General features: G+C 70.0%; 20 protein-coding genes. 7 read left to right on the top strand and 13 right to left on the bottom strand.

What is annotated here, in order from left to right:
- Positions 1–233: 233 nt before the first annotated feature.
- Together recA and recX are read left to right on the top strand one after the other, a co-directional pair.
- On the top strand, positions 234–1,361 hold the full coding sequence (recA, locus tag OG542_RS10520) for a recombinase RecA (protein WP_311128041.1): 1,128 nt from the start codon (positions 234–236) through the stop codon (positions 1,359–1,361).
- A gap of 3 nt (positions 1,362–1,364) precedes the next feature.
- Positions 1,365–2,201 (top strand): recombination regulator RecX, encoded by an 837-nt coding sequence (gene recX, locus OG542_RS10515; protein WP_328410199.1) that lies wholly within the window; start codon positions 1,365–1,367, stop codon positions 2,199–2,201.
- 43 nt (positions 2,202–2,244) lie between these two features.
- Here the strand turns inward: recX and OG542_RS10510 are convergent, their stop codons facing one another.
- From OG542_RS10510 to OG542_RS10475, 8 genes are all read right to left on the bottom strand, one after another.
- Positions 2,245–2,673, bottom strand: a complete 429-nt coding sequence (locus OG542_RS10510; RefSeq protein ID WP_408057743.1) for a rhodanese-like domain-containing protein — start codon at positions 2,671–2,673, stop codon at positions 2,245–2,247.
- The gene (locus tag OG542_RS10505) at positions 2,670–3,230 is read right to left on the bottom strand and encodes a cupin domain-containing protein (protein WP_328410197.1); all 561 of its coding nucleotides are present in this window, start codon (positions 3,228–3,230) and stop codon (positions 2,670–2,672) included. The genes OG542_RS10510 and OG542_RS10505 overlap by 4 nt, the downstream gene beginning before the upstream one ends.
- Positions 3,231–3,327: 97 nt before the next feature.
- Positions 3,328–3,399, bottom strand: a complete 72-nt coding sequence (locus tag OG542_RS10500; RefSeq protein ID WP_310851512.1) for a putative leader peptide — start codon at positions 3,397–3,399, stop codon at positions 3,328–3,330.
- A gap of 110 nt (positions 3,400–3,509) precedes the next feature.
- A complete protein-coding gene (locus OG542_RS10495; protein ID WP_328410195.1) occupies positions 3,510–5,117 on the bottom strand; it encodes an FAD-dependent monooxygenase in 1,608 nt (535 codons plus the stop codon).
- A 176-nt stretch (positions 5,118–5,293) separates the two neighbouring features.
- Positions 5,294–6,190, bottom strand: a complete 897-nt coding sequence (locus OG542_RS10490) for an amino acid ABC transporter permease (protein ID WP_193476362.1) — start codon at positions 6,188–6,190, stop codon at positions 5,294–5,296.
- Entirely contained in the window at positions 6,187–6,852 is a 666-nt protein-coding gene (locus OG542_RS10485; protein ID WP_193476363.1) for an amino acid ABC transporter permease, read from the bottom strand. Before OG542_RS10485 ends, OG542_RS10490 begins: the two co-directional genes overlap by 4 nt.
- Positions 6,853–6,927: 75 nt before the next feature.
- A complete protein-coding gene (locus OG542_RS10480) occupies positions 6,928–7,767 on the bottom strand; it encodes a glutamate ABC transporter substrate-binding protein (protein ID WP_328410191.1) in 840 nt (279 codons plus the stop codon).
- 78 nt (positions 7,768–7,845) lie between these two features.
- A complete protein-coding gene (locus OG542_RS10475) occupies positions 7,846–8,622 on the bottom strand; it encodes an amino acid ABC transporter ATP-binding protein (RefSeq protein WP_328410189.1) in 777 nt (258 codons plus the stop codon).
- 288 nt (positions 8,623–8,910) lie between these two features.
- Here OG542_RS10475 and OG542_RS10470 point away from each other — a divergent pair, with 288 nt between their 5' ends.
- The gene (locus OG542_RS10470; RefSeq protein WP_328410187.1) at positions 8,911–9,597 is read left to right on the top strand and encodes a response regulator transcription factor; all 687 of its coding nucleotides are present in this window, start codon (positions 8,911–8,913) and stop codon (positions 9,595–9,597) included.
- Positions 9,598–9,606: 9 nt separating this feature from the next.
- Positions 9,607–11,013, top strand: coding sequence for a sensor histidine kinase (locus OG542_RS10465; RefSeq protein WP_328410185.1), 1,407 nt, complete (start codon positions 9,607–9,609; stop codon positions 11,011–11,013).
- On the opposite strand, the gene OG542_RS10460 is transcribed toward OG542_RS10465, so the two are convergent.
- Entirely contained in the window at positions 11,003–12,004 is a 1,002-nt protein-coding gene (locus OG542_RS10460; protein ID WP_311128051.1) for a TAXI family TRAP transporter solute-binding subunit, read from the bottom strand. The two genes, OG542_RS10465 and OG542_RS10460, sit on opposite strands and share 11 nt — an antisense overlap.
- Before the next feature lie 98 nt (positions 12,005–12,102).
- On the opposite strand from OG542_RS10460, the gene OG542_RS10455 reads away from it, so the two are divergent.
- Complete coding sequence (locus tag OG542_RS10455) at positions 12,103–12,510, top strand: pyrophosphohydrolase domain-containing protein (RefSeq protein ID WP_328410183.1); 408 nt, start codon at positions 12,103–12,105, stop codon at positions 12,508–12,510.
- A 29-nt stretch (positions 12,511–12,539) separates the two neighbouring features.
- Here the strand turns inward: OG542_RS10455 and OG542_RS10450 are convergent, their stop codons facing one another.
- Positions 12,540–13,763 (bottom strand): cation:proton antiporter, encoded by a 1,224-nt coding sequence (locus tag OG542_RS10450; protein ID WP_184589931.1) that lies wholly within the window; start codon positions 13,761–13,763, stop codon positions 12,540–12,542.
- A 4-nt stretch (positions 13,764–13,767) separates the two neighbouring features.
- Entirely contained in the window at positions 13,768–14,253 is a 486-nt protein-coding gene (locus tag OG542_RS10445; RefSeq protein WP_184589929.1) for a cation:proton antiporter regulatory subunit, read from the bottom strand.
- 141 nt (positions 14,254–14,394) lie between these two features.
- Here OG542_RS10445 and OG542_RS10440 point away from each other — a divergent pair, with 141 nt between their 5' ends.
- Entirely contained in the window at positions 14,395–15,438 is a 1,044-nt protein-coding gene (locus OG542_RS10440; protein ID WP_328410180.1) for a sensor histidine kinase, read from the top strand.
- 34 nt (positions 15,439–15,472) lie between these two features.
- Positions 15,473–16,132, top strand: a complete 660-nt coding sequence (locus tag OG542_RS10435; RefSeq protein WP_328410178.1) for a response regulator transcription factor — start codon at positions 15,473–15,475, stop codon at positions 16,130–16,132.
- Here OG542_RS10435 and OG542_RS10430 read toward each other — a convergent pair.
- Together OG542_RS10430 and OG542_RS10425 are read right to left on the bottom strand one after the other, a co-directional pair.
- Positions 16,119–16,736: an AAA family ATPase gene (locus OG542_RS10430; RefSeq protein ID WP_328410174.1), complete on the bottom strand. Its 618-nt coding sequence runs from the start codon at positions 16,734–16,736 to the stop codon at positions 16,119–16,121. The two genes, OG542_RS10435 and OG542_RS10430, sit on opposite strands and share 14 nt — an antisense overlap.
- Positions 16,733–18,043 (bottom strand): MFS transporter, encoded by a 1,311-nt coding sequence (locus OG542_RS10425; protein ID WP_328410172.1) that lies wholly within the window; start codon positions 18,041–18,043, stop codon positions 16,733–16,735. The genes OG542_RS10430 and OG542_RS10425 overlap by 4 nt, the downstream gene beginning before the upstream one ends.
- Between the last annotated feature and the right edge of the window lie 10 nt (positions 18,044–18,053).

Below are 18,053 nucleotides of genomic sequence, written 5' to 3'. Positions count from 1 at the left end.
GTCGTCGGGCCGGCTCGCCCCCGGGTGTGCCGTGTGGTGCGCTTGACACGAAAATCGAACATCCATTCTTATGGAGTCTCCGGCATGGCTCAACGGCGAGCATTTCGACGTACTTTGGGTAGAGAAGTGCCCGAGTTATCCACAGGCCGGACGTGCGTCGGGGCGCATTGTCAGTGGCAGGCGTTAGCGTCTTTGACGTGAAGCGATCGACTCAAGCAAATCGGGTGGAACCCATGGCAGGAACCGACCGCGAGAAGGCCCTGGATGCCGCGCTCGCACAGATTGAACGGCAATTCGGCAAGGGCGCGGTCATGCGCATGGGCGAGCGGCCGAACGAGCCCATCGAGGTCATCCCCACCGGGTCGACCGCGCTCGACGTCGCCCTCGGCGTCGGCGGCATCCCGCGCGGCCGAGTGGTCGAGGTGTACGGCCCGGAGTCCTCCGGTAAGACGACCCTGACCCTGCACGCGGTGGCGAACGCGCAGAAGGCCGGCGGCCAGGTCGCCTTCGTGGACGCGGAGCACGCCCTCGACCCCGAGTACGCGAAGAAGCTCGGCGTCGACATCGACAACCTGATCCTCTCCCAGCCGGACAACGGCGAGCAGGCCCTGGAGATCGTGGACATGCTGGTCCGCTCCGGCGCCCTCGACCTCATCGTCATCGACTCCGTCGCCGCGCTCGTCCCGCGCGCGGAGATCGAGGGAGAGATGGGTGACTCGCACGTGGGTCTGCAGGCCCGTCTGATGAGCCAGGCGCTGCGGAAGATCACCAGCGCGCTCAACCAGTCCAAGACCACCGCGATCTTCATCAACCAGCTGCGCGAGAAGATCGGCGTGATGTTCGGCTCCCCGGAGACCACGACCGGTGGCCGGGCCCTGAAGTTCTACGCCTCGGTGCGCATGGACATCCGCCGCATCGAGACTCTGAAGGACGGTACGGACGCGGTGGGCAACCGCACCCGTGTCAAGGTCGTCAAGAACAAGGTGGCGCCCCCCTTCAAGCAGGCCGAGTTCGACATCCTCTACGGCCAGGGCATCAGCCGCGAGGGCGGCCTGATCGACATGGGCGTGGAGAACGGCTTCGTCCGCAAGGCCGGCGCCTGGTACACGTACGAGGGCGACCAGCTCGGCCAGGGCAAGGAGAACGCGCGCAACTTCCTGAAGGACAACCCCGACCTGGCCAACGAGATCGAGAAGAAGATCAAGGAGAAGCTGGGCGTCGGCGTGCGTCCCGAGGAGCCGGCCGCCGAGCCGGGTAAGGACGCCGCGGTCTCCGCCGCTCCGGCCGACGCCGCGCCTGCGGTGCCCGCCCCGGCAGCGGCCAAGACCGTCAAGTCCAAGGCCGCCGCAGCCAAGAGCTGACCCGTGACACGACGAACCGACTGGGCGGAGTACGACCACGCCGCCTTCGGTGTCCCACGGGGGAGGGGCACCGGAGGCGACGCGGCCTCAGCCGTGGACGGTGAGGGCGAGTACGGGAGCGATCGGCTGTACGGGGAGGACGAGGGGCCGTACGGGGGCGGCTCCCCAAGCGGCGGCTCACCTGGCAGAGGCTCACGCGGGGGCGGCTCACGCAGGGACGGCTCGCGTGACGGCGGGGCGAGTCGTGGGCGTGGACGTCGCCGACAGGGCTTCGGTGAGGTGATTACCGAAGACGGAGGTTCCCCCTCCTCGTCGAGGGCCGAGCAGGAGGAGCCTCCAGGGGACCCGGTCGAGCAGGCTCGGGCGATCTGCCTGCGCCTGCTCACCGGGACCCCGCGGACCCGCAAGCAACTCGCCGACGCCCTGCGCAAGCGGCAGATCCCGGACGACGCCGCCGAGGAGGTGCTGTCGAGATTCGAAGAAGTCGGCCTCATCAACGACAGCGCCTTCGCGGACGCCTGGGTGGAGTCCCGCCACCGCGGCCGGGGGCTGGCGCGGCGTGCGCTCGCCCGGGAGCTGCGGACCAAGGGCGTCGACTCCACGCTGATCGACGAGGCCGTCTCCCAGCTCGAGCCCGAACAGGAAGAGGAGACCGCGCGTGAACTCGTCGCGCGCAAGCTCCGCTCCACCCGTGGGCTCGACCGCGACAAGCGACTCCGCCGCCTCGCGGGCATGCTCGCCCGCAAGGGCTACTCCGAGGGCATGGCCCTGCGCGTGGTCCGGCAGGCACTGGAGGAGGAGGGCGAGGACACGGACTTTCTCGGGGACGAGCAGTTCTGAGATCTGCGCTTCCGAGACGAGCCGTTCGGATGCTCCGGCGTGATCACACGACCGGAAGCCCCGACGCCTTCCACGCCTGGAACCCGCCGACCAGGTCGGTGGCCCGGTGCAGGCCCAGCTGGTGCAGGGACTGAGCCGCCAGGCTGGAGGCATAGCCCTCGTTGCAGATCACGACGACGCGCAGGGAGTGGCTCGTGGCCTCGGCGGCTCGGTGGCTGCCCTGCGGGTCGAGACGCCACTCCAGCTCGTTGCGCTCGACGACTAGCGCCCCGGGGATGAGGCCGTCGCGCTCGCGCAGCGCCGCGTAGCGGATGTCCACCAGCAGCGCGTCACCGGCCTCGGCGGCCTCGTACGCCTGCCGCGGCTCGATCCGCTCGTAGCCCGCGCGTACGCGCTCCAGCAACTCGTCGATGCCGAGGGGAGGCTGGACATCGCTGCCGCCGCTCACCGGCTCGTGTGTGCCGGCGCTCACTGCCAGTCCTCCGGTCGCTCCACCTGCTCGAGCCGGAGGATCGGTCCGCTGCGGCTGTAGCGGCGGATCTGCGGCAGGGGCGGGTAGTAGGCGTGGACGGAGATCGCGTGCCGCTCGGGGGACTCGTTGAGCACCTCGTGGACGTGGTGCCGACCGAAGGCGCGGCCCTGGCCGGACGACAGCCGGCGTTCCCGGTCCACACCGTCGGAGAGTTCCAGGGTCCTCCAGCCGTCGGTGGGCAGCCGCGCGGCGAGCGAGTTCTCCGTGAGCTCGCCCGACGCGGTCAGGAAGGCGCCGACGGAATCGGCATGGTCGTGCCAGCCGGTTCCCGTGCCGGGCGGCCAGCCGATCAGCCAGGCCTCGCTGCCGCCGGGCCCCTCCAGCCGCACCCAGGTACGGCCTTCCGGGTCGAGCGGCAGGGAGTCGATCAGCTCGGTGTCGGCGGCCGTACGCCGGACGAAGTCGAAGAGGTCGGCCTGGGTGGGCCCGGAAGAGGCGGAGGAGACCGACGTGGAGACAGGGGAAGGGGACGCGGAGGGGGATGGGGATACAGACACGGGTGCCGTCCTGGAGGTCCTGATGCGGGTTCGCACGGAAGGCGCGTCGGCCGGCATGGAGAGCGCGGCGCGCGCGGTGGAAAAGAAGGATGCGAAGTCAGCAGGACGGGCGACACACGCAGCCCGCATAGCGGAGGAGGTCCATATGGACCCTCCGCCACAGGCGCACACAGGTGTCGGTCACGCACCGGAGTACACCACGGCCGTCCGGACCGGTCAACTCACTGTCACCATGCGGACGCACTGTGACAGAGAGCACGTACCTCCTGGTACCTGAGGTCAGCGCGAACCGGCCGTGGCACCGGCCTCTGCCTGCGCCTTCGCCGGCCCGCCCACCGCGGCCTCGGCCGCCGTGTACAGATCGGCCGGGCGCACTCCGCCCAGCGCGGTCACGAGATGGCCGTCGGGGCGTACCAGGAGCACCGTGTGCGCGGCAGCGCCCGGGTAGCTCTCGGCGACCAGCAGCTCGGCGTGGTGGGGCAGAGCCATGACCGCGGCAGCGAGCTGGGGCATGATGCCGGCGCTCACCCAGTGCCTGCGCTCCCACACGCCCGTGCCGGGGGCGATCAGCACGACGAGCAGCGCTCCGCGGCCGAGCCGGTCCCGCAGCCGGACGAAGGTGCCGTCCTCCGCGGTGACCCGTACGTCGATGACCGACGAGCCGGGCGATGTCCGGACCGGAACCTCTCCTTCGAGGGACGGGGGTGCGAGCGGCGAGTCGGCGTACGCCCCCGGCGCGCCGAGTTGGCCGTGCCCCAAGTGGCCGTCCGTGAGGAGCGAGTCATGGCCCCGGGCCGAACCGGGGACGTAGGAGCGCAGGCCTCCGCCGCCGCGCAGCAGTGGCAGGGCCTGGTCGGCTGCGCGGAGCCGGGCCGCCACGATCGCCCGGCGTTCGGTCTGGTAGCTGTCGAGGAGCGCCTCGTGCGGTCCGTGATGCCAGGCCAGGGCCAGTTTCCAGGCCAGGTTGTCGGCGTCCCGCAGGCCCTCGTCCAGCCCGTGCGTGCCCAGTGAGCCGTGGAGGTGCGCGGCGTCCCCCGCGAGGAAGACGCGGTCGGCGCGCCAACGGCGGGCCAGCCGGTGGTGGACGGTGTGCACACCGGTGTCCAGGAGCTCGTACGGCGGGGTCGTGCCGCCCGACCAACCCGCCAGGGTCTCCCGGATGCGGGTCAGCAGCAGCTCGGGGGTGACCAGGTCCTTTCCGGGCGGCAGGAGCCAGTCGAGACGCCAGACGCCGTCCGGCAGGGGGCGCGCGGTGACCTCGCCGGCCGAGGGGCCCGACATGCGCCACGGCGGCATGCGGTGCAGCAACGCCTCGTTGTACCAGGGCAGTTCCGTACGCAGTGCCGCGACGGCGTGACGCTCCACCGCCGTACGGCCCGGGAAGCGGATGTCCTGGAGCTTGCGTACGGTCGAGCGGGGGCCGTCGCAGCCGACCAGGTAACTGCCGCGCCACCATGTGCCCTTGGGGCCGCGCGTGTGGGCGGTGACGCCCGAGGACTCCTGCTCCATGCCGTCGAGTCGGCTTTCCACCGCGATCTTGACGAGCGGTTCGCCCGCGAGGGCCGTGCGCAGGACACCGGTCAGCGCGTGCTGGGCGATGTGCAGCGGCACGGGCTCGGTGCCGTCGAAAAAGACCTCGCGCATCACCTGCTTGCGCCGCACCGACCGCCATCCGGCCCAGTGCGCGCCGACCCGGTCCAGGGGAACGCCGGTCAGCCGTTCGATGAGGGCAGTGGTGTCCTCGCGCAGCACAACGGTGCGCGACGCACGGGGTTCGTCCTTGCCCGGCCCCTCGTCGAGGACCACGCACGGCACCTCCTGACGCGCCAGCGCCAGGGCGAGCGTGAGCCCGACGGGCCCCGCTCCGACGACGATCACCGGGTCCACGGCGCGGCGCCCCCTGCCCGTGGTGACGTCCTGAGGGACGCAGGTGAACACGAAGTTGGAGCAGGGTGCACGATCACAGAACGTATGCAACCCATTGCCGGTGCTTGCGTCAAGTGACGAGGGGCAGTGGCGATCATGCCACTGCCCCTGAGTATGTCATCCGGGTTGACCGAGTGTCAGACGGTGCCTCCGGCGCCGGTCCCGGTGGTGCCGGCGATCTGTGCCTCGTCCGCGCCCACGACCGCACCCGTCGACTTCTTGGCCTGCCGCAGCCGGCGCTCGAGCCAGCTCGCGAAGGACGTCAGGGCGAAGTTCAGCGCGATGAAGATGACAGCCACGACCGTGAAGCTGGCGATGATGTTCGCGCCGTAGTAGCCGCTCATCGTGTTCGCCGAGGAGAGCAGTTCGGAGTAGGTGAGAACGGCGCCGCCGAGCGCGGTGTCCTTCACGATGACGACGAGCTGGCTCACGATGGCCGGGAGCATCGCGGTGACCGCCTGCGGCAGGAGGATCAGCCGCATCAGCTGCCCCTTGCGCAGGCCGATCGCCTGCGCCGCCTCGGACTGGCCCTTGGGCAGGGCCAGGATGCCCGCCCGGACGATCTCGGCGAGGACGGAGGCGTTGTACAGCACCAGGCCGGTGACGACCGCGTAGAGCGGACGGTCGTCGGAGCTGACGTTGGTGTATTCGGCGAACAGAGCGAGGCCGAAGATCATCAGGACCAGCACGGGGATGGACCGGAAGAACTCGACCACGACCGCAGCCGGAACCCGGACCCACACGTGGTCCGAGAGGCGGGCGATGCCGAGAACCGCACCGAGCGGCATCGCGATGATCACCGCCAGGGCGGCGGCCTTCAGCGTGTTCAGCAGACCCGGCCAGATGTACGTGGACCAGGCCTCGGTGCCGGAGAAGAACGGTTCCCACAGGGCCCATTCCAGCTGGCCCTTGTCCTTGAGGGTGCCGAACACCCACCAGAGCAGGGCCGCGGCGGCAACCACGAAGACCACCGTGAGGACGGCGTTGCGCCGCTTGGCCCGAGGGCCCTGGGCGTCGTACAGAACGGAGCTCATCGCTTCACCGCCACCTTCTTGCCCACCCAACCGAGGATCAGACCGGTCGGCAGCGTCAGAACCACGAAACCGAACGCGATGATCGCAGCGATCAGCAGCAACTGGGCCTCGTTCTCGATCATCTCCTTCATCAGTACCGCCGCCTCGGCGACACCGATGGCGGCCGCGACCGTGGTGTTCTTGATGAGGGCGATCAGCACGTTCGCCAGCGGGACGACAGACGAACGGAACGCCTGCGGCAGCACGACCAGCCCAAGCACCTGGCGGAAGCTGAGACCGATCGCCCGAGCCGCCTCCGCCTGGCCGACCGGCACCGTGTTGATGCCGGAGCGCAGCGCTTCGCACACGAAGGACGAGGTGTAGAAGATCAGGCCCAGAACTGCCAGCCGGAAGTTGATCGTCTCGACGTCATCGGCGCCGAGGGAGACACCCAGCGTCTGGTTCAGGCCCAGCGACGTGAACAGGATGATGACGGTCAGCGGGATGTTCCGCACGATGTTCACGTACGCGGTCCCGAAACCGCGCATCAGCGGCACCGGGCCGACGCGCATGGCGGCCAGCATGGTGCCCCAGATGAGAGAGCCGACGGCGGACAGCGCAGCGAGTTGCACTGTCGTCCAGAAGGCTCCCAGCAGGTCGTAATCCTCAAGAAAGTCGAACACGATCTCCCGCGCTTCCGCGTATAGGGATGCCCCGGTGCGCCGCCCCGTAGGGCGGCGCACCCGTCAGGCGTTGCCTCAGCTCTTGATGTCGCCGATCTTCGGCGCGGGCTCGTTCTTGTAGTTCGCCGGGCCGAGGTTCTTGTCCACGGCCTTCTGCCAAGAGCCGTCGGCGACCATGGCCTCGAGGGCCTTGTTGATGTCGGCCTTGAGGTCGCTGCCCTTCTTGACGCCGATGCCGTAGTTCTCGTTGGTCAGCTTGAAGCCGCCGAGCTTGAACTTGCCCTTGAACTGCGACTGGGCGGCGTAACCCGCGAGGATGGAGTCGTCGGTGGTCAGCGCGTCGACGGCACCGTTCTGCAAGCCGGGCAGGCAGGCGGAGTACGTCGGGTACGGCTGCAGCTGCGCCTTCGGCGCCAGCTCGTCCTTCACGTTCTGCGCCGAAGTGGAGCCGGTCACCGAGCAGAGCTTGGCGTTGTTCAGGTCCTTCGGCGACTTGATTTTGTTGTCGTCGGCGCGGACCAGCACATCCTGGTGGGCCAGCAGGTACGGGCCGGCGAAGTCGACCTTCTCCTGGCGCTCCGGGGTGATCGAGTAGGTAGCGGCGATGAGGTCGACGTCACCACGCTGGAGCATGGTCTCGCGGTCGGCGCTCTTCGCTTCCTTCCACTCGATCTGGTCCTCGTTGTAACCGAGCTTCTTCGCGACGTACGTGGCGACGTCGACGTCGAAGCCGGCGTAGCCCTGCGGCGTCTTCTGGCCGAGGCCGGGCTGGTCGAACTTGATGCCGACCGTGATCGTCTTGCCACCATCGGAGCCGGAATCGCCGCCCGTGCTGTTGTCGCCGCCGCAGGCGGTGGCGGTGAGGGCGAGGGCGAACACGGTGGCCGAGGCGGCGGTTACCTTGCGGAGCTTCATGATGAACATCCTTTGGCTGGTGAAGAGATGCTGGCCGTCAGGCGGCGACGCAGGTGGTGTCGCGCGCGGAGTGCGCCGTCAGTGATGCAGGATCTTCGACAGGAAGTCCTTGGCACGGTCACTGCGCGGGTTGCTGAAGAACTGGTCGGGCGCAGCCTCCTCGACGATTCGGCCGTCTGCCATGAACACCACGCGGTTTGCGGCCGATCGTGCGAAACCCATCTCGTGGGTGACGACGATCATGGTCATGCCGTCGCGGGCGAGCTGCTGCATGACCTCCAGCACCTCGTTGATCATCTCGGGGTCGAGCGCGGAGGTCGGCTCGTCGAAGAGCATGACCTTCGGCTCCATGGCCAGCGCCCGCGCGATCGCGACGCGCTGCTGCTGGCCGCCGGAGAGCTGTGCGGGGTACTTCTCGGCCTGCGCGCCCACGCCGACCCGGTCGAGCAGGGCCCGAGCCCGCTCCTCGGCCGCCCTCTTGTCCTTCTTGCGGACCTTGATCTGGCCGAGCATCACGTTCTCGAGCACGGTCTTGTGCGCGAAGAGGTTGAAGGACTGGAAGACCATTCCGACGTCGGCCCGCAGCTTGGCCAGCTCCTTGCCCTCGTGGGGCAGCGGCTTGCCGTCGATCGTGATCGTGCCGGAGTCGGTCGACTCCAGGCGGTTGATGGTGCGGCACAGGGTGGACTTTCCGGACCCGGAGGGTCCGATGACCACGACGACTTCACCGCGGGCGATCGTCAGGTCGATGTCCTGGAGTACGTGCAACGCGCCGAAGTGCTTGTTGACGCTCTTCAGGACGACCAGTTCGCCGGTCGCGGCCAGATCTTCCTTGACCACCGATACTTCGGTCATCGCTCTCAGGCTCCGTCCTCCTCGGTTTCGGAGGACAGTAGTAACCCTCTACGACCTGCGTCATTACATCTGAGGGGAATCTGAGCATCACGATCCGATAGCAATCGGACACGTGTCGTAGCACTTGTGAGCAGCGCTCATATCGGCCGGGTAACGGAAGCTCTCCGCAACCGGAACCCTCTTGACGCCGTCCTCATCCATCAGCGTGACTGCAATGCGTGCACGCGCGCGTGCACGCGTTTTTGTACACAGATAGATCGTACGGCCAGTGAACCGAAGGGGGACCGGATGAGACTGCTGCTCGTCGAGGACGACAACCACGTCGCCGCCGCCCTGTCGGCCGTCCTGGCGCGGCACGGGTTCGACGTCACTCACGCACGCAGCGGTGAGGAGGCCCTCCAGGCACTCGTTCCCGAGAGCGACTGCTTCGGTGTCGTCCTCCTCGACCTCGGCCTGCCCGACCAGGACGGGTACGAGGTCTGCGGCAAGATCCGCAAACGCACCGCCACCCCGGTGATCATGGTCACCGCGCGCTCCGACGTCCGCTCCCGTATCCACGGCCTCAACCTCGGCGCCGACGACTACGTGGTGAAGCCGTACGACACCGGGGAACTGCTCGCCCGTATCCACGCCGTGAGCCGGCGCACGTCCCACGAGGACACCTCCAGCGGCATCGAGACCGAGCTGCGCCTCGGGCCCGTGCACATCGAGCTGCCCACCCGCCGGGTCAGCGTTGACGGGTCGGTGATCCAGCTGACCCGCAAGGAGTTCGACCTGCTGGCCCTGCTCGCGCAGCGGCCCGGAGTGGTCTTCCGCCGGGAGCAGATCATCAGCGAGGTCTGGCGTACCAGCTGGGAGGGGACGGGGCGCACTCTCGAGGTGCATGTCGCGTCCCTGCGCGCCAAGCTGCGCATGCCGACCCTCATCGAGACCGTACGCGGAGTCGGCTACCGGCTCGTCGCGCCTGCCGGGTAGCGGGGCCGGGTGCGCACTCGTCTGCTCCCGCTGCTGATCATCCTGATGGCGGCCGTGCTGCTCGCGCTCGGGGTCCCGCTCGCCGTCAGCCTGGCCGGGGCCCAGCAGCAGAAGGTCGTCGTCGACCGGATCGACGACACCGCGCGCTTCGCAGCCCTGGCCCAGTTCGTCACCGACTCGCCCGACGGGACCACCGGCGCGTTCGAGAACGAGCGGCTGGCCACGCTCAGCAGCGAACTCGACAGCTACTACGACGTCTACGGCATCCGGGCCGGTGTCTTCTACCGCAGTGGCAGTGCCATGGCTCATGCACCGGCCAGATGGTCCCTGCCGGAAGAAGGCGAGGTGCGTGACGCGTTCGACGAGGCGCTGCTCAGCCGTCGCAGCCACGACCCGAAGCAGGTCTGGCCCTGGCAGCGCCACAACCTCGTGGTCGCCTCGCCGGTCATCCGGGACGGTGACGTCGTCGCGGTCGTGGTCACCGACTCGCCCACCGGGCAGATGCGCTCGCGCACCCTGCACGGCTGGCTGGTCATCGGCGCGGGCGAGGGCGCCGCGATGCTGCTGGCCGTCGGCGCCGCCCTGCGGCTGACCGGCTGGGTGCTCAAGCCCGTACGGGTCCTCGACGCCACCACCCACGACATCGCCACCGGACGGCTCAAGTCCCGGGTCGCGGCCGCCGGCGGACCGCCGGAACTCAGGCGTCTGGCCCGGTCGTTCAACGAGATGGCGGACAACGTCGAGGACGTGCTGGAGCAGCAGCGCGCCTTCGTCGCCGACGCCTCGCACCAGCTGCGCAACCCGCTCGCGGCGCTGCTGCTGCGCATCGAGCTGCTCTCCTTCGAACTGCCCGAGGGCAACAAGGAGATCGCCTCCGTCCAGGCCGAGGGCAAGCGCCTCGCGCAGGTCCTGGACGACCTGCTGGATCTGGCGCTGGCCGAGCACACCGAGGCGGACCTGCGGATCACCGACATCGGCGAGCTCGCCGCCGAACGCCTCGCGGCCTGGGCCCCGACCGCCGAGGCCAAGGGCGTACACCTGGTCGGCGACTGCCCGCCCACGACCGCGTGGGCCGACCCGGTCGCGCTGTCCAGCGCGCTGGACGCGGTCATCGACAACGCGGTGAAGTTCACGCCCGAGGACCAGACCGTCGAGGTGACCGTCGCCTCCATCGGCGACACCTCCACCATCGTCGTCACCGACCGAGGCCCCGGCCTCACCGACGAGGAACTGGCCCGCATCGGCGACCGTTTCTGGCGCAGCGGCCGCCACCAGAACATCAAGGGTTCCGGCCTCGGCCTGTCCATCTCGCGGGCGCTGCTCACGGCGGGCGGCGGTTCGATCACGTACGACCGTCACGAGCCGCACGGGCTGCGGGTGACGGTGACAGTGCCGAGGACAGGCCCTACGGCTTGACGGACTGGTAGTAGCGCTGGGCGCCGCGATGCAGCTGGAGCGGGTCGGTGTAGATCGCGGTGCGGACGTCGACCAGCTGGGCGGAGTGGACGGTCGCGCCGATGCCGTCCCGGCTGTCGATCACCGTACGGGTCAGCCACTCGGTGAGCCGGGGGTTCATGTCGCTGCGCGTGACCAGCAGGTTGGACACCGCCAGGGTCGGCACCGGGTCACCGCGCTGGATGGTGGGGTAGGCCGACTCCGGCATCTTGGTGGCGCGGTAGTACCGCGTGGCACCGCCCTGGTCGTGCAGCTTGGCGACGAGCCCGGCGTCGATCGGCACGAACCGGAAGGCGGAGGCCGACTGCTTGGCCAGGCGGCTGAGCCCGTCCGTGGGCAGTCCGCCCGACCAGAAGAACGCGTCGAGGCCGTGCCCCAGCCGCCGGGGACCGGTGTCGATGCCGTCCGACGAGGGCTTGATGTCCTTCTCCGGGTCGATCCCGGCCGCTTTGAGCACCCCGTTCGCGATCAGTCGCACGCCGGAGTTCGGCAGCCCTATGGCCACGCGCTTGCCCCGCAGGTCCGCGACGGAGCGGATGTCCGAGTCGGGCGGTACGACGAGCTGCAGGTAGTCGTCGTAGAGGCGGGCCATACCGCGCAGCCGGTCGGCGCCCGCACCGTGGTCGAGCCTGTACGTGGCGACCGCGTCCGCCGCCGCGATCGCGAAGTCGGCCTTGCCCGTCGCCACGTCCGAGACGTTCTCCTGCGAACCGGCGCTGGTCAGCAACCGCACCCTCAGGTCCGGCATGTCCTGGTCGATCTCGGTGCGCAGGAGTTCGCCGTACTCGTGGTAGACCCCGGCCCTCGTGCCCGTGCTGAAGGTGATCGCCCCGCCCGGGGGCTCCTCGGCCCAGGGGCGCAGCCACCACAGCAGCAGCCCGAGGACCAGGAGGGAGGCGGTGCCGCCCTGCAGCGCCCGGCGCCTGCCGATACGGGGGAACATCTTGGACATGCGCGAGATCCTGCCAGCCTTGGTGCCCCGCTGACCAGGGGCGGGGCCCGGCACCGGGGCGGGGAGGGGTGTCAGTGGCGGCCGCTACTGTCGTCCCCATGAGCTCCTCGCCCGCTGACCTGGTCCGTGAATTCCACCTCGCCTTCGGCCTGGACGCCCGCAGTATCCCGACGGAGATCTCCCCGGAACTCGCCGCCCACCGCGGCGAACTCCTCGCGGAGGAGGCCGCGGAGGTCGCCGAGGTGTCGGTCCGGGGCCCGCTCGACCGGCTCGCCCACGAACTGGCGGACGTCGTCTACGTCGCGTACGGCACCGCCCTCGTCCACGGCATCGACCTCGACGCGGTACTGACCGAGATCCACCGCTCCAACATGACCAAGATTGGCCCTGACGGCACGGTCTCCCGACGCGAGGACGGCAAGGTCCTCAAGGGCGAGCACTACGAGGCACCGGATGTGCCGGGGGTGCTGCGGAAGCAGGGGTGGGCTCCGGGTGGGGGTGACTGACCGTCCCAGAAGCCACCCCCGGGAGGGCCTCAGTCGCCCACCGGTGCCTCCGCCTCGGTCTTCCGGGGCGCGGGTTCCGGGGTTCCCCGGCGGGCCTCGCGGCGTCCGCTCCACCACATCGCCACCGGCTCCGTGTAGCGCGCCGTGAGGGGGCCCAGGACGACCAGGATGAGGACGTAGGCCGTGGCCAGGGGGCCGAGGGACGGTTCGATGCCGGCCGCGACCGCCAGGCCGGCGATGACGATCGAGAACTCCCCGCGGGCCACCAGCGCACCGCCCGCCCGCCAGCGGCCCTTGACGGAGATCCCGGCGCGCCGGGCCGCCCAGTACCCCGTGGCGATCTTCGTCAGGGCGGTGACGACGGCCAGCGCGAGGGCGGGCAGCAGGACGGGCGGGATGCTGGACGGGTCGGTGTGCAGTCCGAAGAAGACGAAGAAGACCGCCGCGAACAGGTCCCGCAGGGGGCTGAGGAGGGTGTGCGCACCCTCCGCCACCTCTCCCGACAGCGCGATGCCCACCAGGAAGGCGCCCACCGCCGCCGACACCTGGAGCTGCTGCGCGACACCCGCGACCAGGATCGTCAGGCCCAGCACCACCAGCAGCAGCTTCTCCGGGTCGTCGCTGGAGACGAACCGCGAGATGAGCCTGCCGTAACGCAGGGCCAGGAACAGCACGAGCCCCGCCGCGCCCAGCGCGATCGCCAGGGTCACACTGCCGGCCATCAGCCCGACCCCCGCCACCAGTGCCGTGACGATGGGCAGGTACACGGCCATCGCCAGGTCCTCCAGCACCAGCACGCTGAGGATGACCGGTGTCTCCCGGTTGCCGACCCGGCCCAGATCGCCGAGCACCTTCGCGATCACGCCGGACGACGAGATCCAGGTGACACCGGCCAGGACGACGGCGGCCACCGGCCCCCAGCCGAGCAGCAGCGCCACGGCCGCTCCCGGCAGCGCGTTGAGGGCGCAGTCGACCAGACCGGACGGGTAGTGCGTCTTGAGGTTGGAGACCAGATCGCTCGCTGTGTACTCCAGGCCCAGCATCAGCAGGAGCAGGATGACGCCGATCTCGGCGCCCGTGGCGACGAACTCCTCGCTCGCGCCCAGCGGCAGCAGACCGCCTTCGCCGAAGGCCAGCCCGGCCAGGAGGTACAGCGGTATCGGAGAGAGCCGGAAACGGGCGGCGAACCGGCCGAGCAGGCCGAGGCCGAGGATGATGGAACCGAACTCGATGAGCAGGACCGCGGAGTGCACAGGCTCACTCCCGCCCGAGTATCGTCGCGGCGGCGTCGACGCCCTCACGGGTCCCGACGACGATCAGCGTGTCACCGCCCGCCAGCCGGAAGTCCGGCGCGGGCGACGGGATGGCCTCGGCCCGGCGCAGCACGGCCACGACCGACGCGCCCGTCTCCGTCCGCATCCGCATGTCGCCCAGCACCCGCCCGTTCCAGCGCGAGGTCGCGGCCACCTCGATCCGCTCGGCCACCAGCCCCAGGTCGGTGGTGTACAGGAGGCTCGGGCTGTGGTGGGACGGCTTCAGCGCGTCGATCAGCGAACCCGCCTCCGAGCTGGTCAGCCGCAGCGAATGCGCACAGGAGTCCGGATCGTCGGCCCGGTACACGTTCACCGTGCGCGTGCCGTCGCGGTGCGCCACCACCGACAGATGGCGGTGTTCCCGGGTCTCCAGGTCGTACTGGACCCCGATACCCGGCAGCGGCGTCGCCCTCAGGCGCGGAGCTGACACGTTACTTCCCCTTTTTCGTCTTGTTTGGTTTGTTTGTCTTGGTGGTGTTGCTGTGTCGGTGTCGTGGACGGTGCCGGTCAACGGTGTCGATCAACGGACCGGTCAAGTCCGCATGCTGCCATCCGGCCGTACGGTGACGACATGGGTGTTGTGACGGATATACACAGCGGCCGGTCGCCGGAGAAGGTGGAGCGGGAGGGGCCGTACGCGAAGGCCGGAAGGGGCGGATCCAGGAACGTGTCGTTGTTCTGGCGGATCTTCTCGCTCAACGCCGCGGGCCTCGTCGTGGCCACCGCCTTGCTGCTCGGCCCGGTCACCGTGTCCACACCCGTCCTGGCGGGCGAGGCGCTCGTCCTGCTCGGCGGGCTGGCGATGCTGCTGGCGGGCAACGCGCTCGTGCTGCGCTTCGGCCTCGCGCCCCTGCAACGGCTCAGCAGCTCCATGGCCACCGCCGACCTGCTGCGTCCGGGGTCCCGCCCGGTGGTCGCCGGCCCGGCGGAGACGGCCGCACTGATCACGACGTACAACACGATGCTCGACCGGCTGGAGGCCGAACGGGCCGCGGGCGCCGCCCGGGCCTTGTCCACGCAGGAGAGCGAACGGCACCGGATCGCCCGCGAGCTCCACGACGAGGTCGGGCAGACCCTGACCGCCGTCCTGCTCCAGCTCAAGCGCGTCGCCGACCGGGCGCCCGAGGACCTGCGCGAGGAGTTGGGCCAGGCGCAGGAGGCGACCCGGGCCGGTCTGGACGAGATCCGCCGCATCGCCCGCCGGCTGCGCCCCGGTGTCCTGGAGGAGCTCGGGCTGGCCAGTGCCCTGCGCTCGCTCGCCGCCGAGTTCACGACCCATGGGCTGACCGTGCGCCACCATGTCACCGGCGACCTCCCCGCCCTGCCCCCGGAATCCGAACTCGTCGTGTACCGGGTGGCCCAGGAAGGCCTGACCAACACCGCCCGGCATGCCACCGCCGACCGCGCCGAACTCCGCCTCCAGCCGGTGCCCTGCGGCGTCGAACTCCTCGTACGCGACAACGGCACGGGCGTCGGCGACGCCCCGGAGGGCGCCGGCATCACGGGCATGCGCGAACGCGCCCTCCTGATCGGCGCCGCCCTCACCGTCGAACCGGCCCCCGGCCAGGGCACCGACGTACGCCTGCGCGTACCGGCTACGGAAGGAGCCCGCTGATGTGTCCCCACCGGTCAGGCCGAGGAGCCCGCTGATGTCCGCCCCCACCCCGATCCGCGTGCTGCTCGCCGACGACCACACCCTCGTACGCCGGGGAGTGCGCCTCATCCTGGACGGGGAACCGGACCTGACGGTCGTCGCCGAGGCCGGGGACGGGTCCGAGGCCGTCGCCCGGGCCCGGGACACCGCCGTGGATCTGGCCGTCCTCGACGTCGCCATGCCCCGCATGACCGGCCTCCAGGCGGCCCGCGAACTCTCCCGCAGGCTGCCCGACCTGCACATCCTGATCCTGACGATGTACGACAACGAGGAGTACTTCTTCGAGGCGCTCAGGGCCGGAGCCAGCGGCTACGTCCTCAAGTCCGTCGCCGACCGCGACCTGGTCGAGGCCTGCCGGGCCGCCGTGCGCGACGAGCCCTTCATCTACCCGGGCGCCGAGCGGGCCCTCGTCCGCTCCTACCTGGAGCGGCTGCACCGCGGCGACGGCCTGCCGGAACGGGCCATCACCGAACGCGAGGAGGAGATCCTCAAGCTGGTCGCCGAGGGCCACACCTCGAAGGAGATCGGCGAACTCCTCTTCATCAGCGCCAAGACGGTCGAACGCCACCGCGCCAACCTCCTCCAGAAGCTCGGCATGCGCGACCGCCTGGAGCTGACCCGGTACGCGATCCGGGCCGGGCTCATCGAGCCGTGAACCCGGGCGCCCTCGAATCGTCGCCGGCGAGTCCGCCCAGCGCGCTGGCGACCGCGTCGGGAGTGACACCCTCGGCCCGGTTGTCGAACACCAGGCTGTGACGGCTCGACCACCGGCACGCGTTGTCCTGGGCCTTTTGCCAGAAGGCGTCCCAGTCGGCGAGCTTGGAGAGGTCACGTGCGCAGCCGCGGGCGCGGACGCGGGCCCGGGCGGTGTCGGAATCGGTCTCGACCCGCACCACCACCGGTTCGGCGTGGCGGGGCCAGGAGTGGCGCTCGGCCACTTCGGCCAGGTAGCCGGGGCGGGAGAAGTACCGGCCGAACGGGGCGTCCAGGACGACCGGACGGCCCACCGCGAGGTTGTCGCGCGCCAGGTCCAGGATGGTCAGGTACTCCAGGTCCATCACCGCCGACTGGTAGTACGGGTTGAGGTCCCGCTCGGACCGGTCCGTGCCGGCGAGCTCGAGGAGCGCCTCGGTGAAGCGGGTGCAGGCGGTGTCCTTGTCGATGTAGGCGGCCCCGGTCTGCCGGGCGAGCAGCCGGGCCACGGTGCTCTTTCCCGACCCGGCCGGCCCGATCACGAAGTAGGCCCGTGGAACGCTCATGTGCGGCTCTCCTTCGGGGACCTGCGGTCCTTGACGAAGAACAGGTACGAGGAACCGCCGACCAGCAGCAGCAGCCCGCCGACCAGGAAGACGAGGTGGTAGCTGCCTCCGGTGGCGTCGAGGATGCTCCCGGTGACGATGGGAGCCAGCGTCGCGCCGAGGAATCCGCCGAAGTTCTGGATGGCACCCAGCGAGGCCACCTGGTGCGGCTCCGCGACGTCGGACGCCAGGGTCCACAGACAGCCGATCGGCACCTGCGCCGCGAAGTACCCCACGGACAGCAGCACCATCGCGAGCGGGGTGCTCTCGACGTAGGCCACGGGCAGCACGGCGGCGGCCGCCAGGGCCGCGCCGCCGGCGATCGGGATCTTCCGCGAGGTGACGGCGGAGACTCCCCGGCCGATCAGGCGCCCGGAGAGGAAGCCGCCGAAGAGCACGCCCGCGATACCGCACAGGAACGGCAGGGACGCCAGCCAGCCGGTCGCGGTGAGACTGAAGCCGCGGGAGGTCTCCAGGTAGCTGGGCAGCCAGGTGAGGTACACCCACACCGTGTAGAAGATGCCGAAGGCGCCGAGGATCATGAAGTACGTGTTCCGCTGCCGGAACAGCTGCCCCCACCCGGCCTTCGCCTCGGCCTCTGGCGCCGGGGGCGCGGACCCTTCGCCCATGATGGCCGCCTGCTCGCGCAGCGTGGGGTCACGGTAGACACGCAGCCACACGAGCACGAGCACGACGCCCAGCGCGCCGATGGTGACGAACATGCCGCGCCACCCGAGCAGCAGCATCAGCGTGGTGAGCAGCGGCGGGGCGATCGCGTTGGCTATCTGCGAGCCCGTGTTGACGATCGAGATCGGCAGCGCGCGCTCGTGCTGTGCGAACCACCTCTGGTTGACCTTCAGACTGGCGGTGAAGAAGGGGGCCTCGGCGACACCGAGAGCCACCCGGGCCGCGTACATGAAGCCGTACGAACTCGCCGTCGCGGAGAGCATCGACACCAGTGACCACAGCGCGGCCGCCCAGGCGTACATGCGCTTGGGCCCGAAGCGGTCGACGAGGTAGCCGGCCGGGAGGTTGGCCAGCGCGTAGGGCCAGGCGAACGCCGCGAGCAGGAGTCCCATCTGGGTGGAACTCAGGTCGAACTCCTTGGCGACGGTCGTGTTCGCGACGCTCAAGTTGGAGCGGTCGAGGTAGTTGACGACGCCGCCGATCACCAGGAGGGCGACCAGCACCCAGCGGATCCTGATCGACCGCGGGGCGTCCGCGTCAGTTCTCTCGGAAACCTGGGCATCGGAGAGCGGTTGGGACATGGGGGGGGGC

The organism is Streptomyces violaceus, from assembly GCF_036014075.1.
GTDB lineage: Bacteria > Actinomycetota > Actinomycetes > Streptomycetales > Streptomycetaceae > Streptomyces > Streptomyces violaceus.
This window is presented reverse-complemented; position numbering and strand designations above follow the sequence as displayed.